At 62.3% G+C, this 24,371-nt stretch carries 27 protein-coding genes; 10 read left to right on the top strand and 17 right to left on the bottom strand.

Annotated features, from left to right (window positions below; translation table 11 throughout):
• Nucleotides 1–61 precede the first annotated feature (61 nt).
• The gene (locus OHD58_RS08615) at nucleotides 62–1,936 is read right to left on the bottom strand and encodes a CHASE2 domain-containing protein (protein WP_263802792.1); all 1,875 of its coding nucleotides are present in this window, start codon (nucleotides 1,934–1,936) and stop codon (nucleotides 62–64) included.
• Entirely contained in the window at nucleotides 1,933–2,478 is a 546-nt protein-coding gene (locus tag OHD58_RS08620; protein ID WP_263802793.1) for a FecR family protein, read from the bottom strand. The genes OHD58_RS08615 and OHD58_RS08620 overlap by 4 nt, the downstream gene beginning before the upstream one ends.
• 257 nt (nucleotides 2,479–2,735) lie before the next feature.
• On the opposite strand from OHD58_RS08620, the gene OHD58_RS08625 reads away from it, so the two are divergent.
• Nucleotides 2,736–2,870 (top strand): hypothetical protein, encoded by a 135-nt coding sequence (locus OHD58_RS08625; RefSeq protein WP_263802795.1) that lies wholly within the window; start codon nucleotides 2,736–2,738, stop codon nucleotides 2,868–2,870.
• Nucleotides 2,871–2,876: 6 nt separating this feature from the next.
• Here OHD58_RS08625 and OHD58_RS08630 read toward each other — a convergent pair whose 3' ends face one another.
• The 3 genes from OHD58_RS08630 to OHD58_RS08640 form a co-directional block, all read right to left on the bottom strand.
• Nucleotides 2,877–3,260 carry a type II toxin-antitoxin system death-on-curing family toxin gene (locus OHD58_RS08630; protein ID WP_263802796.1) on the bottom strand — a complete coding sequence of 128 codons (384 nt, stop codon included), beginning with the start codon at nucleotides 3,258–3,260 and terminating at the stop codon, nucleotides 2,877–2,879.
• Nucleotides 3,257–3,487 carry an AbrB/MazE/SpoVT family DNA-binding domain-containing protein gene (locus tag OHD58_RS08635; protein ID WP_263802797.1) on the bottom strand — a complete coding sequence of 77 codons (231 nt, stop codon included), beginning with the start codon at nucleotides 3,485–3,487 and terminating at the stop codon, nucleotides 3,257–3,259. Before OHD58_RS08635 ends, OHD58_RS08630 begins: the two co-directional genes overlap by 4 nt.
• Nucleotides 3,488–3,768: 281 nt before the next feature.
• Nucleotides 3,769–3,999, bottom strand: a complete 231-nt coding sequence (locus OHD58_RS08640; protein WP_263802798.1) for a hypothetical protein — start codon at nucleotides 3,997–3,999, stop codon at nucleotides 3,769–3,771.
• A gap of 66 nt (nucleotides 4,000–4,065) precedes the next feature.
• Here OHD58_RS08640 and OHD58_RS08645 point away from each other — a divergent pair, with 66 nt between their 5' ends.
• Nucleotides 4,066–5,394, top strand: a complete 1,329-nt coding sequence (locus tag OHD58_RS08645) for a WD40 repeat domain-containing protein (protein WP_263802799.1) — start codon at nucleotides 4,066–4,068, stop codon at nucleotides 5,392–5,394.
• A 3-nt stretch (nucleotides 5,395–5,397) separates the two neighbouring features.
• On the opposite strand, the gene scpA is transcribed toward OHD58_RS08645, so the two are convergent.
• Genes scpA through OHD58_RS08660 form a run of 3 tightly spaced genes read right to left on the bottom strand, consistent with a single transcriptional unit; the run spans nucleotide 5,398 to nucleotide 9,208 of the window.
• The gene (scpA, locus tag OHD58_RS08650; RefSeq protein ID WP_263802800.1) at nucleotides 5,398–7,524 is read right to left on the bottom strand and encodes a methylmalonyl-CoA mutase; all 2,127 of its coding nucleotides are present in this window, start codon (nucleotides 7,522–7,524) and stop codon (nucleotides 5,398–5,400) included.
• Complete coding sequence (locus OHD58_RS08655) at nucleotides 7,521–8,963, bottom strand: methylmalonyl-CoA mutase family protein (protein WP_263802801.1); 1,443 nt, start codon at nucleotides 8,961–8,963, stop codon at nucleotides 7,521–7,523. Before OHD58_RS08655 ends, scpA begins: the two co-directional genes overlap by 4 nt.
• Nucleotides 8,963–9,208 carry a hypothetical protein gene (locus tag OHD58_RS08660; protein WP_263802802.1) on the bottom strand — a complete coding sequence of 82 codons (246 nt, stop codon included), beginning with the start codon at nucleotides 9,206–9,208 and terminating at the stop codon, nucleotides 8,963–8,965. The genes OHD58_RS08655 and OHD58_RS08660 overlap by 1 nt, the downstream gene beginning before the upstream one ends.
• Between OHD58_RS08660 and OHD58_RS08665 the strand changes: the two genes are divergently transcribed.
• Nucleotides 9,183–10,742: a helicase HerA-like C-terminal domain-containing protein gene (locus OHD58_RS08665; protein WP_263802803.1), complete on the top strand. Its 1,560-nt coding sequence runs from the start codon at nucleotides 9,183–9,185 to the stop codon at nucleotides 10,740–10,742. The genes OHD58_RS08660 and OHD58_RS08665 overlap by 26 nt on opposite strands.
• A 136-nt stretch (nucleotides 10,743–10,878) precedes the next feature.
• Here OHD58_RS08665 and OHD58_RS08670 read toward each other — a convergent pair whose 3' ends face one another.
• Entirely contained in the window at nucleotides 10,879–11,589 is a 711-nt protein-coding gene (locus tag OHD58_RS08670; protein ID WP_263802804.1) for a L,D-transpeptidase, read from the bottom strand.
• A 179-nt stretch (nucleotides 11,590–11,768) separates the two neighbouring features.
• Complete coding sequence (locus tag OHD58_RS08675; RefSeq protein ID WP_263802805.1) at nucleotides 11,769–12,431, bottom strand: haloacid dehalogenase type II; 663 nt, start codon at nucleotides 12,429–12,431, stop codon at nucleotides 11,769–11,771.
• Between the two features lie 141 nt (nucleotides 12,432–12,572).
• On the opposite strand from OHD58_RS08675, the gene OHD58_RS08680 reads away from it, so the two are divergent.
• The 4 genes from OHD58_RS08680 to OHD58_RS08695 all read left to right on the top strand — a co-directional run bounded on the left by OHD58_RS08680 (nucleotide 12,573) and on the right by OHD58_RS08695 (nucleotide 15,722).
• Nucleotides 12,573–13,451: a branched-chain amino acid aminotransferase gene (locus OHD58_RS08680; RefSeq protein WP_263802806.1), complete on the top strand. Its 879-nt coding sequence runs from the start codon at nucleotides 12,573–12,575 to the stop codon at nucleotides 13,449–13,451.
• 107 nt (nucleotides 13,452–13,558) lie between these two features.
• On the top strand, nucleotides 13,559–14,158 hold the full coding sequence (locus OHD58_RS08685; protein ID WP_263802807.1) for a superoxide dismutase: 600 nt from the start codon (nucleotides 13,559–13,561) through the stop codon (nucleotides 14,156–14,158).
• Nucleotides 14,159–14,317: 159 nt separating this feature from the next.
• The gene (locus OHD58_RS08690; protein WP_263802808.1) at nucleotides 14,318–14,755 is read left to right on the top strand and encodes a c-type cytochrome; all 438 of its coding nucleotides are present in this window, start codon (nucleotides 14,318–14,320) and stop codon (nucleotides 14,753–14,755) included.
• 10 nt (nucleotides 14,756–14,765) lie between these two features.
• A complete protein-coding gene (locus OHD58_RS08695; protein ID WP_263802809.1) occupies nucleotides 14,766–15,722 on the top strand; it encodes a cytochrome c in 957 nt (318 codons plus the stop codon).
• Between the two features lie 35 nt (nucleotides 15,723–15,757).
• Here OHD58_RS08695 and OHD58_RS08700 read toward each other — a convergent pair whose 3' ends face one another.
• The 5 genes from OHD58_RS08700 to gstA form a co-directional block, all read right to left on the bottom strand.
• Nucleotides 15,758–16,963: an MFS transporter gene (locus OHD58_RS08700; protein ID WP_263802810.1), complete on the bottom strand. Its 1,206-nt coding sequence runs from the start codon at nucleotides 16,961–16,963 to the stop codon at nucleotides 15,758–15,760.
• Nucleotides 16,964–17,123: 160 nt separating this feature from the next.
• Entirely contained in the window at nucleotides 17,124–17,507 is a 384-nt protein-coding gene (locus OHD58_RS08705) for an SET domain-containing protein (protein WP_263802811.1), read from the bottom strand.
• Between the two features lie 115 nt (nucleotides 17,508–17,622).
• Nucleotides 17,623–17,952, bottom strand: a complete 330-nt coding sequence (locus tag OHD58_RS08710; protein WP_263802812.1) for a DMT family transporter — start codon at nucleotides 17,950–17,952, stop codon at nucleotides 17,623–17,625.
• A gap of 7 nt (nucleotides 17,953–17,959) precedes the next feature.
• Nucleotides 17,960–18,637, bottom strand: coding sequence for a glutathione S-transferase family protein (locus tag OHD58_RS08715; RefSeq protein ID WP_263802813.1), 678 nt, complete (start codon nucleotides 18,635–18,637; stop codon nucleotides 17,960–17,962).
• 10 nt (nucleotides 18,638–18,647) lie between these two features.
• Nucleotides 18,648–19,274, bottom strand: coding sequence for a glutathione transferase GstA (gene gstA / locus OHD58_RS08720; RefSeq protein ID WP_263802814.1), 627 nt, complete (start codon nucleotides 19,272–19,274; stop codon nucleotides 18,648–18,650).
• 126 nt (nucleotides 19,275–19,400) lie between these two features.
• Here gstA and OHD58_RS08725 point away from each other — a divergent pair, with 126 nt between their 5' ends.
• Nucleotides 19,401–20,318 (top strand): LysR family transcriptional regulator, encoded by a 918-nt coding sequence (locus tag OHD58_RS08725; RefSeq protein WP_263802815.1) that lies wholly within the window; start codon nucleotides 19,401–19,403, stop codon nucleotides 20,316–20,318.
• 59 nt (nucleotides 20,319–20,377) lie between these two features.
• Here OHD58_RS08725 and OHD58_RS08730 read toward each other — a convergent pair whose 3' ends face one another.
• Complete coding sequence (locus OHD58_RS08730) at nucleotides 20,378–22,489, bottom strand: S9 family peptidase (RefSeq protein ID WP_263802816.1); 2,112 nt, start codon at nucleotides 22,487–22,489, stop codon at nucleotides 20,378–20,380.
• Nucleotides 22,490–22,608: 119 nt separating this feature from the next.
• On the opposite strand from OHD58_RS08730, the gene OHD58_RS08735 reads away from it, so the two are divergent.
• A complete protein-coding gene (locus OHD58_RS08735) occupies nucleotides 22,609–22,977 on the top strand; it encodes an SH3 domain-containing protein (RefSeq protein ID WP_263802818.1) in 369 nt (122 codons plus the stop codon).
• Nucleotides 22,978–23,366: 389 nt separating this feature from the next.
• Nucleotides 23,367–23,792 carry a MucR family transcriptional regulator gene (locus OHD58_RS08740; RefSeq protein ID WP_318528245.1) on the top strand — a complete coding sequence of 142 codons (426 nt, stop codon included), beginning with the start codon at nucleotides 23,367–23,369 and terminating at the stop codon, nucleotides 23,790–23,792.
• A gap of 23 nt (nucleotides 23,793–23,815) precedes the next feature.
• Here OHD58_RS08740 and OHD58_RS08745 read toward each other — a convergent pair whose 3' ends face one another.
• Entirely contained in the window at nucleotides 23,816–24,169 is a 354-nt protein-coding gene (locus OHD58_RS08745; RefSeq protein ID WP_263802819.1) for a cytoplasmic protein, read from the bottom strand.
• Nucleotides 24,170–24,371 lie beyond the last annotated feature (202 nt).

Raw genomic sequence — 24,371 nt, forward strand, 5'->3', positions numbered from 1 at the left:
TCGGTTCACAAATCCCAGCGGCGAGCTTCAACAGAGCGACCTCTGCCTCACAATCCGCTACTCAGGGGATGGACGGGCTTCGCCAGAGCCAGACCGCGAGTGAGCCGGCCCGGCCACGGATTGGCGTCTCCATAGGTCCTGAAAGAGAGCCCGCCTTGTAGAACTCGCAGGTGCGACCGGCGGCTTGGAGCAATTCTTCGCTGGCGGCGACTTCAACGCCCTGACCAGCCGCGACCTCCATCAAGCGGCTGGCGATGTTGACCGTGTCGCCCGTAGCAGCAATGTGTTGATGGCTGCCGCCGCCCAATCTCGACGCAACGATCGTGCCGAAATGGGCGCCAATCTTGAAGCCGATGCGTGAGGCAGTCGATTCCGGCAGCGAAGCGAGCCATGCCGTGGTGCGATCGGAGAGGCCGACACAGCAGCGGGCTGCGTCGAAAGCATCGTGCGGCGAAGATTGAGGCAGGCCAAACAGGATCATGGCGCCGTCACCCATAAAACTCGATATCACGCCCCCGCAACCGACGACGACCTTGTCGATGAGCGCGTGAAACTCGTTCAACAGGTCGCGCGTCGCACCCGGCCCCAGCGTTTCGCTCAATCCGGTGAATCCGGAAATGTCTACGAAAACGACTGCCGCGTCCTGCCGAACGGGTTGGGATAAAAAATCGGGATGCCTCGCCAGCCATTTCTGCAGCCCGGGCGCGTGAAACTGCTGCAGCAGGGTACTTTGGTCGGCGAAATACTGCGCACGTCGCCTGCCCAACCAGAGCTGCACTGCACCGAAGAGAATCGCTGGCGGTCCCGCGGCGGTCATCGGCAGTGCCAAGCTCAGCCAGATGCCTTGCACAAACGCTGCCACATTGAACGCCAGCCAGGCCGCAATGACAACGGCGATCAGCGCAAGGCTGATCGCGCTGCGGCGCCACGCTAGCAGACCGACGAGAAGCATGGGAAGAACCACGGCGAACGCGGCATCGGCGCGACGGACCTGCCTGTCGCGTATGATGCCGTCGCCAGTGGTCAAGTTGGCAATTACCGTGGAAACGACTTCGACGCCGGGAAGAATGGAATCGAACGGAGTCGGAAAGACATCACCACCACCGGTTACCGTGGCCCCGATGACCACGATATGGTCCTTTATGCTGTCGGGAGGCAATCGGCCGTCAAGCGCGACAGAGGCGCTGAGTGTCCGTATCGTGCCGCGCGGTCCATAAAAGCTCACCGGAAGAACATGGCCGAAATCGGTTCTCACCGCTCGCTCGCCAAGCAGCAAGCGGTCTGCCTCGACCACCGGGTCTTCGCCTGTCGCCACGGCGGCGACGCGCAGTGGAAGCGACGCTTCGATCCGGTCGCCGGACCTGAATAGCATGGGCATGAAACGCGGTGATCCGGTCCGGTCCGCAGCCACGTTGACCACACCGACCGCGGCGACGTTCGCAAATGTTTCCAACGGCAGCAGAAACCTGTCGGCGTTGGGCAACAAGGCGGCGGGATTATCGCCTGCCGCCGATATCCGTTGCTCACCCTCGGCAAAAACCGCTGCCGCTGCGATCACGCTGCGCCTCGCGCCAAGCGCTTGCGCCAGTGCCCGATCTTCGCTCTCAGGTCCCGGATCGACCAGCAATATGTCGACAACCACGGCCTTCGGCTCAAGGCGTCCAACGGCGTCGATTATCCGGGCGAGGGTGGCGCGCGGTAACGGATAGCCGCCGGCACGGCCGACCGCATCGTCGTCTATCGCGATAATGGTGATTGAATCGGGAGCTTGCCTCTTGCCCCGGATGAGCGTGCGAATATCGGTCATCGTCGCTTCGACGCGCTCGAGGAACCAGATATCGCCGCGCGCATGACCGAAACCCAGCGCGGCACCCCAAAGCCCGGCCAGCACGATCGCGATCAGCGTCTGGAGCGTGCGGCCCTTCGGGAGCCTCATTGGCCGAGGCGGGCAAGCAGGGCCGCAGCACGGGCCGGCGGCCAACGCCGAACGGTAAGCGGCGCGGTTCCGGGTTCCACGTCGACGCCTTCGCCTGGCCCAAGCACGACAGCCGCGCTTGCTGACGGCCTTTGTACCGACACGCGGCCCCTGACGACGAATACCGAGGTTTTGCCAGCAGCGGTGTCAACCGCCCATCTCGTGCCGCGCACCGCGGCGATGGCTTGAGGGGTGATCACCTGGAAGCCGGAGCCCGATCGGCCTTCGGGTGCGTCGACCAGCAGGGCCTTGCGCTGCAACCTGACGGCATCGACGCTGCCGTCCCCATCGCGGTCGACAAGTGAATAGCGTGCACCGGCTTCGGGAGTGATCGCCAGACCATCGCGACAGCGCAGAACAGTCTGTGAAGCGCCCACGCGTTCCAGCACGCAGCCAAACATATTCGACTGCGACCAGGCAACATCCGCGCCGGACAGGCCGGACAAGCACAGGCTCAATAGAAACACAGCAGCGTTGCGGAACGTTTGCGCCGACAAGATCATAAAGGTTCTCCTTGATGCACCCGCCTTGCGAACGAAGTTTTTTTAATGCTTCCCCAGAGTAAAGCCAATGCGGCGGTGCCGAATTTCCTGAAATGATCGAGACACGGATTTGATTTACGAGCGAATATGCGGACGGCTCATGGTCTTTGCTCGGTTGAATCGTTCATCTTCAGCAACAGCGCGATGACTGGATTGTCGCGACAACCGGTTCGCATCCCGCCCGTCGGGAAGACGCTACGGCCCGTCAGGAACACCATTTGTCTGGATGCGGCCCACGGCAGATCTACCATTCCTCGCTGATGGCGATCGCGTTCGGTAATTCCGTCGGCGATCGGGCCACGGTCAACGGCAAGGAATGGGAGATCGTCAGCCTGGGCCTGGCAGCCGACTGATCGATATCAGTCGAGCGGCTCGATATGGTCGCGGAAGAACGCGGCCGCCCCATCTTCATCGATCTCGCCGGCCGCAACCATCAGTACGAATTGTATGAGGTCGTCCTCATCAGCTTCAAGATTGACGCCATTGAAGTACAGGAATAGATCCGCTGCAGCTAATGCGGTCCGCTTGTTTCCGTCGACGAATGGATGATTTTTGGCGATACCGAACAAATATGCGGCGGCCAGGTCCGCGATGTCCGGGTCGCCATATGTTTCTTTTTGTTGAGGTCTGAAAAGGGCCGATTCCAGCATGCCTTCGTCTCGCACGCCAGCAGCTCCGCCGTGTAGGCGTAGCTGCTCCGCGTGGAGGGCTTCCACGAAATCGCGGGTATGGAAGTCGGTCATTTCGCGAGTGCGCGATAGGTCTTTTCGTACTTCTTCATCCGCTCGCGCGCGATCTTCATTTTCCGCTCGAACTCCTCCGGATCGTCCGAAGCACGGCGCAGCCGCAAGTCGTTACCGTCCTCGATGACAAGCAAGCGGTCACCCGACTTGAGGTTAAAACGCTCCAGCACCTCCTTGGGCAGGATGACGCCTTCGGAATTGCCGATTTTGCGCAAGGTGACATTCATAGCGGCTCTCCTATGTTATAACAGACGATATAACACGGAGGGTCCATGCGCGCAAGCGATGTTATTACATTTGTTCTAACATTAACTCCGACCGAAATTACAAGAGCTGCCTGCAAGCAGCCTTTCAGTCCATTTTTGACGATGGAGGAAGAGGGGGCATCTTTAGCTGGCGGCTGGATTTCTCTAAGGTAGTCTTCGCGACACAGGCTCATAGGATGTTCGAATAGGCAGCAAATCGAACGCCCGATGTTGCATGCTGGTCGAGGTCAAGGCAGGGGATTTCAATGAACAGGGTCAGTCTTTTCGACAAGTTGCTTGCGGTTCTCCTGCTCGGCATCGGCATAATGTGCTTCGCTAGATTGTACCTTTGGCTGAGCGGCGGCGGAATTGGTGCCTTGAGCGGTATTCTGGACGCCAGAATTTCTGTGGCGGTTTTTCTTGCGGCAGGTGTTGCCAGCCTGCTTGGAGCCGGACGGCTCTGGACCGGCGGAGGGTTGGATCGATCCGGTCAAGAAACTTCAAGCCGCGCGCCACTGTTCGGCAGGAACGTCGCGGTACGACCCGCGGGAAAGCCAATCTTGCGGTCTGTCTTCGCCGTTTTCCTGCTGGCCGCGCTCGTTGCACTTGTTGCCGATCGTTTCGGCGCATCGCCTTTAATCGCGGAACAACTGGTCAATGAAGGGAGCGAGCCCGGGCCTGCGCCGAGCCAGCAGCAAAGCAGCGAGACCGGCCCGGTTACTTCGGTCGAGCCAGCGGCAGACGCCGCGCCAGCTGCGCCCGAACAGGCGCTCGCGCCGGAGCCGCCCGCCGGGCAGGAAGGGGTTGGCGGCACCAAAGCCATCGGGACGCCAAATCCAGCGGACGAGGCTTCATGGCCAGAACTTGTGCTTGCTCCGGAGTTGACCTCGCCACCAGAAATCACCGAGCAGCCCGAGACCGCCGCTCCGCCGGTACCGTCGCAGACCACCGTGCCGATGCCGCCGCCGGTTCAACTGCCGACGCAGCCTGATGGGCATCGCGATGCCGTCGTCTGGCTGTCTGTTTCGCCGGACGGGCACTCGATCATAAGCGCCAGCACCGATCATACGATCAAGCTGTGGGATATCGATGGAAAACGCCTGATTAGAACGCTTGGGACGCACAAGGACATGGCGCGAACGGCGCTTTTCCTCCCGAACGGAAAAAGCGCGCTGACGGCGGGCGACGACGGAGAGGTCGTGCTGAGGTCGGTTGCCGACGGTGCCGTGCTTCATGTTTTCTCGGCGCCAGAGCATGGCGGCGCCAACAAGCTGGCACTCTCGCCCGACGGGCGGCGCGCGGTGAGCGTTCACCGCGCCGGCACGGTCATCGTCTGGGACGTCGAAAACAGAACCGTGCTGCATGTGCTGACGGGTCACGACTGGTCGATCAGCGGCGTCGCCATCTCGCCGGACGCCACGCGGGCAATCAGCGGCAGTATCGACGGGACGCTGAAGCTCTGGGACATCGACAAGGGCAAGCTGTTGCGCAGCTGGCTCGGTCATGAGCGCGGCACCTACGGTGCGGTGTTCATGCCCGACGGGCGCCAGGTGCTGACGGGCAGCGGCGATTATACGATCAAGCTCTGGGATGTCGAAAGCGGTCGCGAAGTGCGGCGCTTCAACGGGCACTCCGGGACGGTCTACGTGCTGGCGCTCTCCGCAGACAGCAAACGCTTGCTGAGCGGTTCGCTGGATGGCACGGCGCGGCTCTGGGATGTCGACACCGGCAACGAGATAATGCAGTTCAGCGGACATGCCGGACCGGTCTATGCGGTGGCGTTCGACGCTGACGGCACAATCATCACCGGCGGCAGGGATCGCACCATCAGGTTCTGGCCGGCCGGCGGCGGCGAAGCCATCGCCATGTTTCCCGGCGCGCCGGAGTAGGACTCAGCGCCGGCCGAGCAGCCCGTCCATCAGCCGCTCTGCGGCTTCCGGAATGACCGTGCCGGGCGGAAAGATCTCGGCGGCGCCGGCGGCCAGCACGGCGTCGAAATCCTGCGGCGGGATGACGCCGCCGGCGACGATGACGATGTCGTCGCGGCCGAGTTTTTTCAGCGCGTCCTTGAGTTCCGGCACCAGCGTCAGGTGGCCGGCAGCCAGAGACGAGGCGCCGACGATGTGGACATCGTGCTCGGCGGCGAGCTTGGCGATCTCTTCGGGTGTCTGGAACATTGAGCCGACGGTCACATCGAAGCCGAGGTCGGCGAAAGCGGTCGCGATGACCTTCTGGCCGCGGTCGTGGCCGTCCTGGCCCATCTTGGCAACGAGGATACGCGGCTTGGCGCCGTTTCTGCGCTCGAAGGCATCAACCTTGTCCTGCACGCGATCGACAACCGGACTGTCGCCCAGTTCCTTGCGGTAAACGCCGGAGATGGTTTTTACCTCGGCCACATGGCGGCCGAAGGCCTTTTCCAGCGCCAGCGAGATTTCGCCGACGGTGGCGTTGGCGCGCGCGGCGCGAATGGCGAATTCCAACAGGTTTCCGTCACCGTGCGCGGCTTTTGTCAGCGCATCGAGCGCGCCTTCGACAGCGCCGACATCGCGGGTGCCCTTCAACTGCTGCAGTTTGGACAGTTGCCGGGCGCGGACTTCGGCGTTGTCGATCTTCAGCACATCGATTTCCATGTCAGTTTCCGGCTTGAAGGCATTGATGCCGATCATCGGCTGCTCGCCGCTGTCGATGCGCGCCTGCGTGCGGGCAGCGGCTTCCTCGATGCGCAGCTTCGGGATGCCCTTTTCGATCGCCGCGGCCATGCCGCCCAGGCTCTCGACCTCCTCGATGTGCTGCATGGCGCGCACGGCCAGATCGTGGGTCAGGCGTTCGACAAAGGCCGAACCGCCCCACGGATCGATCATCCGGGTGGTGCCGGATTCCTTCTGCAGGATGAGCTGTGTGTTGCGGGCGATGCGCGCCGAATGGTCGGTGGGCAGCGCCAGTGCCTCGTCGAAGGCATTGGTGTGCAGTGACTGCGTGCCCCCTTGAGTCGCCGCCATCGCCTCGATCATGGTGCGCATGATGTTGTTGTAGGGATCCTGCGCGGTAAGCGACCAGCCGGAGGTTTGCGTGTGCGCGCGCAGTGCCAGCGACTTCTCGCTTTTGGGCGAAAAGTTCTTCTGCATCAGGGCCGCCCACAGAAGACGTCCGGCCCGCTGCTTTGCCACTTCCATGAAGAAGTTCATGCCGGCGTTCCAGAAGAAGGAAAGACGCGGCGCAAACTTGTCGACGTCCAGCCCGGCGGCAACGCCCGCCCGGACATATTCGATGCCGTCGGCGATGGTGTAGGCGAGTTCGAGGTCGACGGTCGCCCCGGCTTCCTGGATATGATAGCCGGAGATCGAGATCGAGTTGAACTTCGGCATGTGCTGCGACGTGTAGGCGAAGATGTCGGAGATGATCCGCATCGAGGGCTTCGGCGGATAGATGTAGGTGTTCCGCACCATGAACTCTTTGAGGATATCGTTCTGGATGGTGCCGGCGAGATCCTTCAGCGCTACACCCTGTTCCTCGCCGGCGACGACGTAAAGCGCCAGGATCGGCAGAACGGCGCCATTCATGGTCATGGAGACCGTCATTTCGCCGAGCGGGATCCCCTCGAAGAGCTGGCGCATGTCGAGAATGGAATCGATGGCCACGCCGGCCATGCCGACATCGCCGGCGACGCGCAGATGGTCGCTGTCGTAGCCGCGGTGGGTTGCCAGGTCGAAGGCGACCGAAAGGCCTTTCTGGCCGGCGGTAAGGTTGCGGCGATAGAAGGCGTTGGATTCCTCGGCCGTCGAAAAGCCCGCATACTGACGGATCGTCCAGGGTTGCTGGACATACATGGTCGGGTAGGGCCCGCGGATGAAGGGCGCCACGCCCGGCCAGGTGTCGAGGAACGGCACGCCTTCCAGGTCGGCTTCGCCATAAAGGCGCTTGACGGCAATGCCTTCCGGCGTCTGCCAGATATCTGTTCCAGCCTTTGCCTGCCCGGCCTTCGGATCGGACCAGGCAATCGTCGAAAAGTCCGGGATCATTTCCGCCCTTCGATCGACTGATCGATGCGGACGGGCGGCAGGCTCTCGCACGAAACCGCGCCTTCGTCGGCGATGATGCGCGGCTCGGCCGGCAAGGTCACGACCGGGCGTTCCGCCTTCATTGGATAGAGCGTCGTCCCGATCAGCGTCCGCTTGCCGCTTCGGTAGGCATCGGCGCGTGCCTCGCGCGCCGTGCGGACGCGCGCCTGGATCTTGCCGTCGGCAAGGCTTTTGAGGGCGCCGCCTTCGCTCTCGATCTTCTGGAATTCCGACCACGCGGCTTCGCAGAGCGAATCCGTCAGCGCCTCGATGCTGCCCGAACCGGCGGCCGGATCGGCGACGAAATCGATGCGGCTCTCGCCTTCCATGACCAGCAGCGTGTTGCGGGCAACACGCCGGGCAAACGGGTCGGGAAGGCCATGCGCGACCGTATAGGGCAAGATCGAAATGGAATCGGCCCCGGCGGTAGCGGCGGCAAAGCCGGCGATCGTCGTCCGCAGGATGTTGGTCTCCGGGTCGTTCCTGGTCATCATGCGGTAGGAGGTTTCCGCGTGGATGATCGCCGGGGAGGGCTGGATCGAACAGGCTTCCTGCGCCTTCGCCCAGAGTTTGCGCATGGCGCGGACCTTTGCCATCGAAAGAAACTGGTCCTGATCGACACTGAGTGCAAAGCCGATGTGGGGAGCCGCGTAGACAAGCGCCTGGCGCGCCTCCTCGAACATCCTCAGATGCGAAACCGAGGAGGCGAGCATGATGCCGAGTTCCTGGCCCTCGGTGGCGCCGGCATTGTGGAAGACGCGGCCATCGGCTTCAAGCAGCACGCCGGGAACGCCAAGCGCGAAGAAGTGGGCCAGCGATTGCGGCATCGATGCCCGTAGCGCCTCGATCGACATGCGCAGCCGGCCGGTGCCGGCGAACACCGCCGCGGGATCGATGCCGAAAGACAAACTGAGCTTCGAAGGGTCGACGCGAAGTCTGTTCAACAGGGCCACCAGCCAGTCGGCGGTGCCGCGGCTCTGCGGATGCGCGTCGATACGCAGATAGGTGCTGTCGAGGGGAATTCCTTCGAGCGCCGTCGACATCGCTTCGGGGGTAGCCGGAAGCCCGTAGCCGAAGGCATTCGGAGCACCCTCGAACACCAGCGAGAGGCCGGTTGCGCCTTGCGCGATGTCCTCGCGCGCCTGGGCGTTGGCGCGGACCGGATCGGGATCGTCGAGGCGCTGGGTGATCGCGCCATGTTCGGCCGGATCGGCACGTAGCACCGGACGGGCACCGGCGGATCGCCCCACGAGCGGATCGATGCGCATACCGTCATCCGTCCGCGATGCCAGCGTCTGCTCGAAATCGGCGCCGGCAAGGGCCTTTTCGGCAAGCGCCCGCCAGCGGCCCTGGTCAAAGGCCGGAAAAACTGTGTCCTTGAATACCGCGCCGGCGTCCATCATTCCTCCTCGAAACCAGCCGCGTTCGTCCTGGGCACGAACTCATCACGATATCGATTGCCAAAGGTGAGCCCCATCCGCAACCCTCGCGAGGCATTTTTTAGCGCAACGCAATTTTCCAGCGCGCCATTGTCGCATCGAAACGCCGTCTCTATACCAAGTGCGGTGCGCCTTTGCCGCACCATAACAGATAAAACCACTTCGCCGGAGATCCAGTCCATGGCAGACGAAAGCAGCATCTTCATCGGAGCGAGCCGAAAGCCGGACGACAGCTATCAGGGGCCGGAAGAGCTGTTGCTGAAGTACGGCAACCGTCATGGCCTGGTCACCGGCGCCACCGGTACCGGCAAGACGGTTTCGCTGCAGGTGCTGGCCGAAGGTTTTTCCAACGCCGGCGTGCCGGTGTTCGCAGCCGACATCAAGGGCGATCTTTCCGGCATCGCGGCCATGGGCGAGGCCAAGGATTTCCTTGTCGCGCGCGCCGAGCAGGTGAAGCTCGATCCTTACGAATTCCAGGAATTTCCAGTGATCTTCTGGGACCTCTTCGGCGAGAAGGGGCATCCCATACGCGCTACCGTTTCCGAGATGGGGCCACTGCTTCTGTCGCGCCTGATGAACCTGACCGATGCGCAGGAAGGCGTCATGAACATCGCCTTCAAGATCGCCGATGAGGAAGGGCTGCTGCTGCTCGACATGAAGGACCTGCAGTCGCTGCTGGCCAACATCGCCGGCCGCGCCGACGAAATTTCCTCGCGCTACGGCAATGTGACGAAACCGTCGGTCGGCGCGATCCAACGCACTTTGCTGGTGCTCGAGCAGCAGGGCGGCAACTTCTTCTTCGGCGAGCCGGCGCTCAACATCGCCGACCTGATGCGCACGACGCGCGACGGCCGCGGTGCGGTCAGCATCCTGGCCGCCGAAAAGCTGATGATGAACCCGCGCCTCTACGCGACGTTCCTTTTGTGGCTGATGTCCGAACTGTTCGAGCAGCTTCCGGAAATCGGCGACCCGGATAAGCCGAAGCTCGTCTTCTTCTTCGACGAGGCGCACCTGCTGTTCACCGACGCGCCGAAGGCGCTGGTCGACCGCGTCGAACAGGTGGTGCGGCTGATTCGCTCGAAGGGCGTCGGCGTCTATTTTGTCACCCAGAATCCGCTCGACGTGCCGGAGACGGTACTTGCGCAACTCGGCAACCGCGTGCAGCACGCGCTGCGCGCCTACACGCCGCGCGAGCAGAAGGCGGTGCGGACCGCAGCCGATACGTTCCGGGCGAACCCCGATTTCGATTGCGCCGAGGCGATCACCAAGCTCGGCACGGGCGAAGCGCTCATCTCGACGCTGGAGGAGAAGGGCGTGCCGTCCATCGTGCAGCGCACATTGGTCAGGCCGCCGGCTTCACGGCTGGGGCCGATCACCGATGCCGAGCGCTCCAAAATCATCGCTGAAAGCCCGGTTACCGGGCAATACGACAAGACCGTCGATCGCGAATCAGCGTTCGAGACCTTGCAGAAGCGTGCCGCTGACAAGGCGCAGGCCGAGCAGCAGGCCCAGGAGGCCGAGCCGGCCGACAGCGGCCGCACGCGCTGGACGATTCCGGGCTTTGGCGACGATGCCGCCCCGACCACCCGTACCACCGGCCGCGCGGCGCCACGGCCGCGCGCATCCAACCGCCAGACGGTTGCCGAAGCGGCGATCAAATCGGTGGTTCGCTCGGTCGGATCGTCGGTTGGCCGCGCGCTGGTGCGGGGGATACTAGGGAGCCTGAAGAAGGGATTTTGAGGTGGCGGTCAGCTTGCGGGCGAAATCGCGCCGGAAGTTCTCCAGCGGCCTGTAAACGCTGCGATGCCTCATCATCGTGGATGTTCCAACAGTTTGGATGAAAACCCGGCCGAACTGTTGGAACAGGGCTCGTGCGTCAGTAGACGACGATCGGCGTCTTGTTCGGGACGCGGTTGTAAAGATCCATGACGTCCTGGTTGATCATGCGAACGCAGCCGGACGACACCGATTTTCCGATGGTCCACCATTCCGGCGAGCCATGGATGCGGTAGAGCGTGTCCTCGCCGTTCTGGAAGATATACAGCGCCCGCGAGCCAAGCGGGTTCTTGAGGCCGGGCTGCATGCCGCCATTGGCGACGCTGTATTTCTCCAGTTCCGGCTGCCTGGCGATCATCTCGTCCGGAACTTTCCAGGTCGGCCACTTTTTTTTCCATTGAACGACTGCGCGTCCCGACCATGCGAAGCCGGCGCGACCGAGGCCGACGCCGTAGCGGATCGCCTCGCCGGAGGGGCGAACCAGGTAAAGGAAGTGGGCCTGCGTATCGACGACGATGGTGCCGGGCATTTCGCCGGTCGGGTCCTGCACGATCTGGCGGAGGTACCTGCGATCGATCTTGTTGACCGGGATCGCCGGCAGTTCGTAGCCTTCGTCGAAAACGGAAGCGTACATCTGGTCGTAGCCGCTGAGCCGTGGCTCCTGCGGGATGGGCTCGCGGTCCGTGTAATCGGGAAGCCTCTCGCCGACCGTGGTGCAGGCTGAAAGTGCGGCTGAGGCGGCGACTGCGCTGGAGGCCGTAAGAAACTGACGCCGGCTGAAACCGACGGATGCTTTTGAAATTCCGGGCATTTTATCCTGCTTGGCGTATTACTGAAGAACTACTGAACGCCCGGAATTCCGTGCGCCCTCCCTCCCGTGACACGGGTGGAGATAGGGTGTCCGAATCTGGCCTCAAGTTGGACAAACAATGGCGAAGCCGTGACCGCACCGAGTTGTGACATTTGCGCCACGCCGTGTTGGCAGGGCTTTCACCCGGCGATTAGCAGTCCTTCCAGTGAAGGAAGAATTAAGGCCGGGGACAGGTCGCGATACTCGTCTGGCTGGCCGGTACGGTTGATCCAGACGGTGCGAAAGCCGAATTTCGTGGCGCCGGCGATGTCCCAGCGGTTGGAGGACTGGAAGGAAACCGCAGCCGGATAAAGCCGCCAGCCGGTGGTCACCAGATCGTAGACGGATGGGTCCGTCTTGAAGCGTTTGACGCTGTCGACCGAGATAACCTCGTCGATCACGTTATCGAGAGCGGCCGACCGGACGGCTGCCTCGAGCATTGCCGGCGAGCCGTTCGAAAGGATCGCAAGGCGGGCGCCGTCGGCCTTCAGGGCCTTGAGGACCGCCGGCACCTCGGGATAGCAATCGAGGTGCCAATAGGCATCGAGCAGTTTTTCGCGCAACGCGGGGTCGACCGACGGCACCTTGCTGAACGCGAAATCGAGCGCCTGTTCGGTCAGTTGCCAGAAATCAGCATAAGCATCCATCAGGGTGCGGACCCAGGAATATTCGAGCTGCTTGGCGCGCCAGATTTCGGAGAAAAACTGGCCGTCGGGGCCGATTTCATCGGCGTGACGCCTTACCGCCGCGTGGACATCGAACAGAGTGCCGTAGGCGTCGAAGACATAAGCCGCGTGGCGCATCGATTCCCTCGTTTCTTCAGGCAGTTCATCGCAACCGCAGGGTGCGGTCAAGAACGGCCTGGCCCAAGTTTTGCCAGTTGACCTCTGCCGTCAAAGTCTTTTCGATGGCGCCGGAAGAAACATCTGCGAATGGAATAGTTGATGACTTTGGCGACTGCGGCAGAAACGGCAACCTGGACCTTCGTCGATGGCGACTGGTACGAGGGCAACGTGGCGCTGATCGGACCGCGTTCGCATGCGATGTGGCTTGGCTCCAGCGTTTTCGACGGCGGCCGCTGGTTCGAAGGCGTGGCCCCCGATCTTGATCGCCATTCGGCACGCGTCAACGCTTCGGCGGTCGCGCTCGGCCTGCAGCCGACCAAGACGGTCGACGAGATCGTCGGCCTGACCTGGGAGGGCCTGAAGAAATTCGACGGCAAGACCGCGGTTTATATCAGGCCAATGTATTGGGCCGAGCATGGCGGCTACATGGGAGTGCCGGCCGAACCATCGTCGACGCGCTTCTGCCTCTGCCTCTACGAATCGCCGATGATTTCGCCGGCCGGGTTTTCGGTGACCGTGTCGCCGTTTCGCCGGCCGTCGATCGAGACGGCGCCGACAAACGCCAAGGCCGGCTGCCTTTATCCCAACAACGGCCGCGCCATACTTGAAGCGAAGGCACGCGGCTTCGACAACGCGCTCGTGCTCGACATGCTGGGAAATGTCGCTGAAACAGGCACTTCCAACATTTTCCTCGTCAAGGACGGGCATATTTCGACGCCGGCGGCAAATGGTTCGTTTCTGTCCGGGATCACCCGCTCGCGAACCATTTCGCTGCTCGGCGACTACGGCTTCAGGACCACCGAACGGACGCTCTCGGTGCAGGATTTCCTCGAGGCCGACGAGATTTTCTCCACCGGCAACCATTCGAAGGTGGTTCCGGTAACGCGCATCGAGGGCCGCGATCTCCAGCCTGGATCCGTGGCCAAGCGCGCCCGGGAACTTTATTGGGACTGGGCGCATTCGACTTCCGCCGGGTGATTCACTAGATAGAACGCGGGAGCTTTGTTCCCGGCTTGCCGCAAGGTGGTCCGGGTCTATGTTTTCCGGTATGGACTGCCGGAATTTGCCAAAAGAGGAGTACGACCATGGCTTTTGAACTGCCGGAACTGCCTTACGATTATGAGGCGCTGCAGCCCTATATGTCGAAAGAGACGCTGGAGTATCACCACGACAAGCACCACAAGGCCTATGTCGACAACGGCAACAAGCTCGCGGCGGAAGCCGGCATGGACAAGTTGTCCGTGGAGGAAGTGGTCAAGCAGTCTTTCGGCAAGAACGCCGGCCTCTTCAACAATGCCGCCCAGCACTACAACCACATCCATTTCTGGAAGTGGATGAAGAAAGGCGGCGGCGGCAACAAGCTGCCTGGCGCGCTGCAAAAGGCTGTCGACAGCGATCTCGGCGGCTACGACAAGTTCAAGTCTGATTTCATCGCCGCCGGCACCACGCAGTTCGGCTCCGGCTGGGCCTGGGTCTCGGTGAAGGACGGCAAGCTGGCCATCTCCAAGACCCCGAACGGCGAGAACCCGCTGGTTCACGGCGCCTCGCCGATCCTTGGCGTCGACGTGTGGGAACATTCCTATTACATCGACTACCGCAATGCCCGCCCGAAGTATCTGGAGGCGTTCGTCGACAGCCTGATCAACTGGGATCATGTGCTGGAACTCTATGAAAAGGCGAAATAATCGCCGACTGAAAACCCCGGCTTCGGCCGGGGTTTTTGTTTGTGGTCGGCGCCAAACTCACAAAACCGTGAATGCGTGTGATCGGAATTTATGGTCCAAATCGGTCGTTAGATTCACGAGACCATTCGTCTCCACGCTCTCATCAATCGGAGGAATTTCATGAGAAAGCTCATACTCGCCATCTCTGCCCTCGCGCTCGCCGGAACGGCAGCCTTTGCCGATCCCATCGCCGACCGGAAAGCACTGATGAAAGCGAACGGCAAGGCCGCCGGTCAACTCGGTGCGATCGCCAAGGGCGAGCAGCCTTTCGACGCCGCCGCGGTGCTGGCTGCGCTGACGACGCTCAGCGAGGATGCCGCCAAGATGGACGTGGCGGCACTCTTCCCGGCCGGCACCGACCAGGGCGACACCACTGCGTCGCCGAAGATCTGGGAAGACATGGCCGGGTTCCAGGCCAAGGTCGACAAGTTCAAGGCCGATACGGCCGCTGCCGTCGCCGCCCCGCCGCAGGACGTCGAAGCCGTGAAGGCCACGCTTGGCGCACTTGGCCAAAACTGCGGCGGCTGCCACGAGACCTTCCGCATCAAGAAGAGCTAGTTCCGGCTCGATGGGCCTGATCGGCAAACTGGCTGTCGCCGCCGTCCTGCTCGGCGGCGCCGGCGCTGCCGTTGCCTGGTTTCTTTCCGCTCCGGTTCTGCTCGATGCCGAGGCGGTCGCAGCGCTTGGCGAAGGCGATGCGACGAAGGGTGAGCGGATCTTCTGGGCCGGCGGGTGCACGTCCTGCCATGCCCGGCCGAAGTCGGAAGGCCCGGCACGGCTGGAACTGGCCGGCGGGCTCGAATTGAAAACCCCGTTCGGGACGTTCGTCGCGCCGAATATTTCGCCGCATCCGCAGGACGGCATCGGCGGCTGGTCGCTAGAGGATTTCGCCAATGCGATGCTGCGCGGTGTTTCGCCGGCCGGCGAGCACTATTACCCGGCGTTTCCCTATTCTTCCTACACCCGCATGCAACCGGCCGATATCGCCGACCTTTATGCCTTCATGAAAACTCTGCCCGCCGTCGAGGGAAAGGCCGCCGGTCACCAGCTCGGCTTTCCGTTCAACATCCGCCGCGGGCTCGGCCTGTGGAAGCGGCTCTATCTGAGCGATGAACCGGTCGTAGTACTTGCGGACGGCGCGCCGGAAAACGCTCGGGCCGGTCAATATCTGGTGGAGGGGCCAGGCCATTGCGGCGAATGCCACACGCCGCGGCAGTTCACCGGCGGACTGAAAAAGGATCAATGGCTTGCCGGCGCGGTCGCCGCCGAAGGCGATGGCATCGTGCCGAACATAACGAGCGGCGAGGGCGGCATCGGCGACTGGTCCGGAGGCGACATCGCGAGTTTCCTCGAAACCGGCTTCACGCCGGATTTCGATTCGGTCGGCGGGTCGATGGTGGCGGTGCAGAAGAACATGGCGATGCTTCCTGCCGCCGACCGCGAAGCGATCGCCGCCTATCTCAAGGCCGTACCGCCACATCCCAACGGGTACCCGGCCAGGCAGCCGGCCCAGCCGGGTGGATAGGTGAAGGGCGGATCGGCCCTTCGCAACTCAGGCTGTTACGCCAATTTGAGCTCGGCAGCGCGCGGCAATGGCGGGAAGGCAATCGCCACGGCCACCGCGCCAAGGCCGACAATGGCCGAACCGACGAACAGCCATGAGTAGCTGGCGAACGTGTCGAATACGAAGCCGCCGGCCAGCGGGCCGAACGCCATGCCGATGCTCGACAGCATGGTTGCCGCGCCGAACACCGTGCCAATGATGCGCGGTCCGAAATATTCGCGGGCCAGCACCGCGTAGAGCGGCATCACGCCGCCATAGGCAGCGCCGAAGATGATAGCGAGCCCGTAGAATTCGCCGAGCCGGCTGACCATGAGGTATGCCGGGATGACAAGCGCCTGGATCAGCAGGCCGGCGATGAGGACGGGTTTGACGCCGAGCCGGTCGGCGCTCAGGCCGAACAGGAGGCGGCCGCCGAGGCCCGCCAGGCCCTCGACGCTGTAGATGCTGACCGCAGCCATCGGCGCGATGCCGCAAACCATCGCGTAGCTGACCATGTGGAAGATCGGTCCCGAATGGGCCACGCAGCAGGCAAAGAACGTGATGCCGAGGACCAGGAATTGGGGCGAGCGCAGTGCCTGCCCGACCGACATGCCGGCACCTTCGGCGGCAAGATCGGCACCGGCTTCATCCGCGGCGGGAGCCGGCGGCTGGCGCACCAGCAGCGCTGCGGGCACGAGAAGAACCCAGGCCATGACGCCGATAAGGAACATCGCCATCCGCCAGTCGTAGGCGGAAATGAGCCAGCCGGCGAATGGCGAGATGGTCATCGGCGCCACGCCCATGCCGGCGGAAACGAGCGAGACGGCAAGGCTGCGGTTGGTGTCGAACCAGGCAGTGGTCGTCGCGATCATCGGCGCGAAGAAGGCGCTTGCCGCGAGGCCGACGAGGACGCCGTAGGTAAGCTGGAATGCGAGCAGCGACTGCGTGCGGCTCGCCAGAACCAGTGCGAGCCCGAGCAATACCGCGCCTATCAGCACGACGATGCGGGCGCCGAAACGATCGGTCGCAGCACCCCACATGAACCCGCCGACGCCCATGATCAGGAAATTGAGCGTCATCGCGCTCGATATGCCGGCGCGGGACCAGTGGGTGTCCGTGGTCATCGGCTCGAGGAAAATCGCCAGCGAGAACATGGCGCCGATGGCGACGCAGGTCATCAGGGCGCCGGCGCCGACGATGACCCAGCGATAGGAAAGGTTCATGGCTGCACGTCCTTCATGGCTCGATCCGCGCGCTGGGAGTTCAACTCCGGGCGCCTTCAACCCAAGGACGTTCGAGGCCGCGCGATTCCGACAAGGCGCGGCGATTTTTTCGGAAATTCAGCGAATACGCAATCGGTGCGCTGAAACGGGTTCCGCCGGGCTATCGATCTCCCAGGAACTCGAAGCCGTCGGCGAAGAAGACATTGTAGTCGCAGGTAAGCTCTTCGCCGGCTGCGATGTCCTTGAGTGCGTGGGCGAGGTCGCCATGCGAGAAGTCGCAGTTCGGGCTGTAGGAATGGTTCATGTAGCGGGCGTCGTCGGCTTCGAAGACGATGTATCTGGGGTCGCTGCGGCGCGGGTAGCAGTAGCGGTCGAGATAGTCCTTCACCGGACCGCTCTGGGCCTCCCAGGTCTCGACGTCGATCAGCCGGTCGAAACGCTCGTCGAGCCGCCAGATCAGGGCGCCCTTGGCTACGGGGTTTTTCGCGTAGACGCCAATCCCCTGGATGGTGGACTTGTCGAGATAGGTGTCGATAAGGAGCATCGATCATGATCCGAAGGCAGGGATAGGACGATGCGGGATTGCGCCGCCCGGATGGGGCCGGTAGCGCGTTGCAGCGGTAAATGCGAGCGGATTCTTCTCGTCGGTGGGTGGCCATTCACGCCGGCGCGAATTTCAGCATAACGATGCCGGCGAAGACGAAAGCAACGCCACCGATGCGGAACGGGCCGAGCGTGTCCCCGAACAGAATCACGCCCAGCAACACTGTTCCGACGGCGCCGATGCCGGTCCATACGGCATAGGCGACGCCGACGGGCAGCACCTGCAGCGCCCGGCCGAGCAGGTAGACGAAAAGACCGAGGAGCGCGATTGACACCGCAGTCCAGCCCGGGCGGGAATAGCCGTCGGAATATTTCATCGAAACGGCCCAGGCCACATCAAGGAGTCCCGCAGTCACCAGGGCTATCCATGCAACACTCTGACTCATGACTGCCTCATGCTGCCAGCTTGAGGAGATGTGCGTCGTGCGCCACAAGGAAGGCGCGCAGACGCCGCGGATAATCCTCTCCCACAGCGGCACGAACGCTCGGGCGCGCCGCAAGATCGGCCCGCCACGCCTTGACTTTCGGGGCTTGGGCGAAGATTCCGGTTTCTGCGATCGTGTCGAAGACGTCGAAATAGCGAAAGATCGGTGCGAAGACGGCATCGACGAGGCTGAAGGAGGCGCCGGCAAAATATGGACCGGCTCCGAGTACGGCTTCGACCGCGGCGAACTTCGCCGCCAGTGCCTGCCGCCTGGTTTCGTAGGTTGCAAAGTCCCGCGCGGTTTCGAACCCCCAGAGTTCGGCGAGAATGGCTGAGCCGAATTCCATCCATGCGCGATGCCGCGCCCGTTCAAGCGGATCTTCGGGGTGGAGCCGCGGCCCTGGCTGCGTCTCCTCGATATATTCGCAAATGACGCTGCTTTCGAAGAGCACGGTTTCGCCAGCCTCCGCCGAAGGCACGCGAAGGAGAGGGACCTTGCCGAGCGGCGAGATTTTCAGGAACCAGCCGGGCTTTTCGGCCAGATCGATCGTCACCCGATCGAAGGCGACGTTCTTCTCGTGAAGCGCGATAGCGGCGCGTTGCACGTAAGGGCAAAGATGGTGGCTGACGAGGGTGAGCGTGGTCATCGGTCTGCCCTCAAGCCGCGGCCTTGCGGCGCTCGGCCGCGCGCGCTTCGACGACGCTTGGCCGGCCGGCGATCCGGGCGAGGTAGTCCCGCACCGCGGGAAACGGGGTCAGGTCAATCCTGGTCAAGGATGACCACTCGACAATCGTGAAGAGATAGGCATCGGCGGCGGTGAACCGGCTGCCCATGAGATAAGGACCATTGCCGGCAAGGTGGGTTTCGACGAAAGCCAGGCGCTGCCGGATCCTGTCGCGGGCGCCCGCCTCGGCATCCGCGCCGTATTCGGGATGGAACAGCCACGGGCTGTACATTTTGTGCAACTCGCTCGAGATGAAGGTGAGCCAGGACTGGAACTGATAACGCTCGCGGGTTCCGGCAGCCGGAGCCAGTCCGGATTCGGGCATGAGGTCGGCGAGATACTGGACGATTGCAACGCCCTCGGTCAGCAGCGAGCCGTCGTCCAGTTCGAGCACAGGCACATAGCCGTTGGGGTTGATCGTGCCGAAGTCGGGAATGTTCGCCGTGCTGTGCGGCAACCTGCCGATGTCGACGCGTTCGAGGACTAGCGGAATGCCGGCCTCACGGGCGACGATGTGGGGAGAAAGCGAACAAGTTCCCGGCGCGTAGTAGAGTTTCACGGAAGAGCTCCTTGTCGTGACATTGCGAATGCCGGGAATATGGGGCCTGCCATCACGCAAGGGAATTTGGCAATTCGCCAATGCTGTTTGCGTGATTGCAAGCATGGCCTGTGCTACGATCGGCTCATGAGCGACTGGAACGATCCCCGATTTGTGCTGGCGGTGGCGCGCGGCGGCACGCTGACCGCGGCGGCAAAGCTGCTCGGCATCGACCATTCGACCGCGTTTCGACGGTTGAACGGGCTGGAGGAACGGCTGGGCGTGCGTTTGTTCGAACGCTTGCCCGGCGGGGTCTACCAGCCGACGGCGAGCGGCGAACGGATGGCAGATGCGGCGGAGCGCATCGAAGACGAGGTCATGGCGCTCGACCGCGACCTGACGGGGCGCGATCGCCGCCTGTCGGGCCGGCTGCGGGTCACGTCCTCTGAGACGCTGGCCTACCGCCTGCTGACCGGCCACATAGCCGCCTTCCGCCGCGAACATCCCGGCATCGTGATCGAGCTTGCAATCGACAACCGCGTGCTCGACCTTTCACGCCGCGAGGCCGACATCGCGCTGCGGCCGCTGCGCCCTAAGGAGGGCGATCTCTGGGGCCGCAAGCTGGCCAACGTCGCTTGGGCCATCTATGCCGCGCGGTCTTACGGGGATGCGGCTAAAGGCAGGATCGCTGCCTTCAAGGACCTTGCCGAGCATCCGATCATCGGCTGGGACGAAGCGGCGTCATCAATCGCACCCGCCGACTGGCTTGCCAGAACGGTGCCGGCGCAGGCAATCATCTACCGGACGAACAGTCTGGTGAACCAACTGGTCGCGGTGAAAGCCGCCGTTGGGCTCGCCTTGCTGCCCTGCTATCTCGGTGATCCCGAACCCGACCTGGTTCGCGCGATACCGCAACTCCTGCCACCACTGACCGGCGAGATATGGATCGTCACGCATGCCGACCTGAAGGGAACCGCCCGGGTGCGGGCCTTCTTCGAAGTCGTCGGCAACGGGCTTGCCAAGCAGCGCCCGCTGTTCGAAGGAGCGGGCGGTTTCCATTCTTAGCAGGCCCCTCGTGCCGGCGCGACGAGATGGACGCTTCCCGAAAGGCTGAGCGTACGGGCTCAGCCTGTCTGGCTGGCCTTGTCGGTCGCCTTCAGCGCGAAGGCATAGGTGTAGGCGATCTCTTCGAGCCGCGAAAACCGGCCCGACGCACCGGCATGCCCGGCATCCATGTTGATCTTGAACAGGGCCGGATTGCCCGACGTGCCGCGCGCCCTGAGACGCGCCACCCATTTCGCCGGTTCCCAATAGGTGACGCGGGGATCGGTGAGACCGGCGACTGCAAGGATAGGCGGATAATCGAGTGCCGTGACGTTGTCATAGGGCGAATAGGCGGCGATCGTCCGATAGTCGTCTTCCGACTGGATCGGGTTTCCCCATTCCGGCCATTCCGGCGGGGTCAGCGGCAATGTCTCGTCCAGCATGGTGGTCAGCACGTCGACAAACGGAACCTCGGCGATGATGGCGCCGAAGGCGTCGGGCGCCATGTTGGCGATGGCGCCCATCAGCATGCCGCCGGCGGACCCGCCCTGCGCGACGATGCGGTCGTGCGACGTGTAGTTTTCGGCGACCAAGTGACGCGCTACCGCGATGAAGTCGCGGAACGTGTTCATCTTCTTCGCCCGCTTGCCGTCCTCGTACCAGGAGAAGCCCTTGTCCTTGCCGCCGCGCACATGGGCGATGGCATAGACGAAGCCGCGGTCGGCCAGCGACAGGCAATTGGTGTTGAAGGCTGCGGGAACGGTGATGCCATAGGAGCCGTAGCCGTAGAGCAGGCAGGGTGCGGTGCCGTCGAGCGGCGTCTCACGGTGATAGATCAGCGAGACCGGCACCAGTTCCCCGTCGTGCGATTTCGCCATCAGGCGGCGTGTCACATAGTTCTCCGGGTCGTGGCCGGATGGCACTTCCTGGGTTTTCAGGAGCACACGCTCACGCGAGCGCATATCGTAGTCGAAGACCTGCGCTGGCGTCGTCATCGACGAGTAGGTGAAGCGCATCGTCTCGGTGTCGTATTCGTAGGAACCGGAGAGGCCGAGCGAGAAGGCTTCCTCGTCGAAGGCGATCAGGTGTTCTTCGCCGGTCGCGCGCTCGTGGATCACGATGCGCGGCAGGCCGTCCTTGCGCTCCAGCCGAACCAGGAAATTCTGGAACGACAGCATCGACAGGATCAGCCGGCCCGGCTCATGCGGGACGAGATCCCGCCAGTTGGCGCGCGATGGATCGGCGACGGGAGCGGTGACGATCTTGAAGTCCTTGGCGCCGTCGGCGTTGGTGAGGATGAAGAAGATGTCGCCGCCTTCCTCGAGATCGTACTGCAGGCCGGTTTCACGGGGCGCCACGATGCGCGGCACGGCCAGAGGATCGCCGGCTGGCAGCAGCCGATACTCCGAGGTTTCGTGGTCGTTGATGGCGATGAAAATCCATTCGTTACGGCGGCTGCCGCCGACACTCATGAAAAATCCAGGATCGGTCTCCTCGTAGATCAACCGATCGCTGGCGGTTTGCGTGCCGATGTCGTGGAAGAAGATTTTCGAGGGGCGGTGATTGGCATCGACGCGCGTATAGAAAAAGCCGTCGTTCGAGGTGTTCCAGACCCCGGAGCCGCCGGTGTCGGACACCTGGTCGTCGAGGTCGCCACCGTTGGAAAGATCGCGCACCCGCAGCGAAAAGAACTCCGAGCCCTTGTCGTCGAAGGCCCAGAGCAGGCGGCGGTGGTCGGACGAATGGTCGATGCCGCCGATGCGGAAATAGGCCTTGCCTTCGGCTTCATGATCGCCATCGAGGATGATTTCTTCAGCGCCGCCGGCGCTGGGGATGCGGAAATAGCGCGGCTGTTCGCCGCCGAGTTTGAACGACGAACCATAGGCGAAGGGACCGTCTTTCATCGGCACCGACGAATCGTCTTCCTTGATGCGCCCTTTCATCTCGGAAAAAAGCTGTTTGCGCAGTGTCCCGGTGTCTTCCATCAAGGCAGCCTGATAGGCATTCTCCGCTTCCAGGTGGCTGCGGATTGCCGGGTCGAGGGTGGAAGGGTCCTTGAAAACCTCCTGCCAGTTCTCCGCTCTGAGCCATGCATATTCGTCGACGCGCGTAATATTGTGCCAGGTGTCGGGACGCGGCCGTTGTTCGGTCTGCGGCGGTGTGGCTTCGGGAAATCTGGTATTTCGGGTCATTGGGTTCTCTGGATTTATCTTGAACGGCAAGTGAACACGCCGATCAGCGTTGGTTCAAGGGCCGCGAGGCATTCATTCAACGCGTCAACTTAGCCGGCGGGTCCGGGGGAGAAACAGCAATGAACAGCTTTGTCAAAACTGCAATGGCCTTGGCGATCGCTTCAGCGGTGGCACTGCCGGCCATACAATCCGCCGCCGCGACTTTCGCGGCCTGGGAAGTCGCCAACGTGCCTTTCGGTGATGCGCTCAATGTCCGCAAATTTCCGTCGAGCGGCTCGCAGAAGCAGGGCGCTTATCCGAACGGCACCGTGCTGCAGATGACTGGGCGCTGCACCGGAGGCGTCGACCTGCTCGACATCGCAAACCAGCCGGACTGGAAGCAGAAACAGAAAGTGCGGCAGCGCTGGTGCGAGGTCTGGCACGATCCTTCCCAGAACGGCAATTTCGTCACCGGCTGGGTCTACGGCAAGTATATCGCCCCGCATTGAGCCGGCACGACTGTGGACAATGCGAGCGTGTGCGTTGGCTGGCATAGCCGGCACCGGTTGCGTCTCAAAGCTGATTTCTATCCAGCGTTCGGAACGGGATTTCACGGTTTGCTAATGTAGCCGCAGTGTATCTGTGTGTCACCGAATGTGAACAGGCCAGGATAAGTATGATAAATGGATGCACCTAAAGTAGAAATAGAATCGGAGTAGACCGGAATCTCAACATTCTTCCTTGAAGTAACGATTAACGATTGACTTGGAATACTGGAGGCCCCATTTAAACGCTGCGATCGGAATCGCACATTGAGTGTTCCGCACGGAATCGCCTGATACCCCGAAGTTCGATATCGGGGACAGTTCACGACAACTTACGTTGGGGCCTGAGAGATATGGACATTACCGAAACGCCTGGAAAAAACAGCGAAATGCTGATCGAACTCACCGCCGATGTTGTGGCAGCTTATGTCAGCAACAACCCGGTGCCGGTTGGCGAATTGCCGAACCTCATTGCCGATGTACATGCTGCATTGGGCCGAGTTGGTGGCAACAGTGAACAACCTCCGGCCGACAAGCAGAAGCCGGCAGTCAATCCGAAGAAATCCGTGCACGATGATTACATCATCTGCCTGGAGGACGGAAAGAAGTTCAAGTCGCTGAAGCGGCACCTGATGACCCACTACGGTCTGACGCCGGATCAGTACCGCGACAAGTGGAGCCTCGACGCGAGCTACCCGATGGTCGCGCCGAACTATGCGGCCGCGCGTTCGCAGCTTGCCAAGAAGATGGGTCTGGGCCGCAAGCGCAAGGCCAGATAAACGACAATTCCCGCATTTTGACTTTAGCGAAACGGCGCCTTTGGGCGTCGTCTTGCTTTCCAGGGCTGCGCCAAGCGGCAGGGCTGGACCGGCACCGGGCAGGCGTGAGCCCGGCGCAGTTGGTCAAGCGCCTGCTTGAGCGCGATATGCCGGTTGAGGTCGTAGGCCCAGTGTCGGCGCAGGCCCTTGAGCCGTTCCCGTTCGATCAGCCGCTCGACACGCTTCATTATGTGGATTGCCTGGTCCGGTCTGGCCGCCAGCGCCGCGGCCATGTCGACGCCTGAAATCAGGCGCAAGGCCACAAGTTGGCGCGCTTCCATTTCGAGCACTGCCTTGCGCGCCTTGAAAGCGCGTATTTCACCGAGAATTCCGGACATTTGCACCCACCTTGTTTGCCTGGGCCATTGTTGGCGCTGGCTGAGGGGGTGGGGATGAATCCGTGCGATATTTTTATGCAGGACAAAAATATCACACTGTTTTCAATGGCTTGTTAAAATCTGCCCTTTTTCATGTTCCTTTTTTGTTCACACCCTGCATCAGGCTGCGTATAAGAACATATTCCTATCTTCTTCGTCGAAG

This window comes from Mesorhizobium sp. ZC-5 (assembly GCF_025753855.1).
In the GTDB taxonomy this organism is placed as follows: Bacteria; Pseudomonadota; Alphaproteobacteria; order Rhizobiales; family Rhizobiaceae; genus Neomesorhizobium.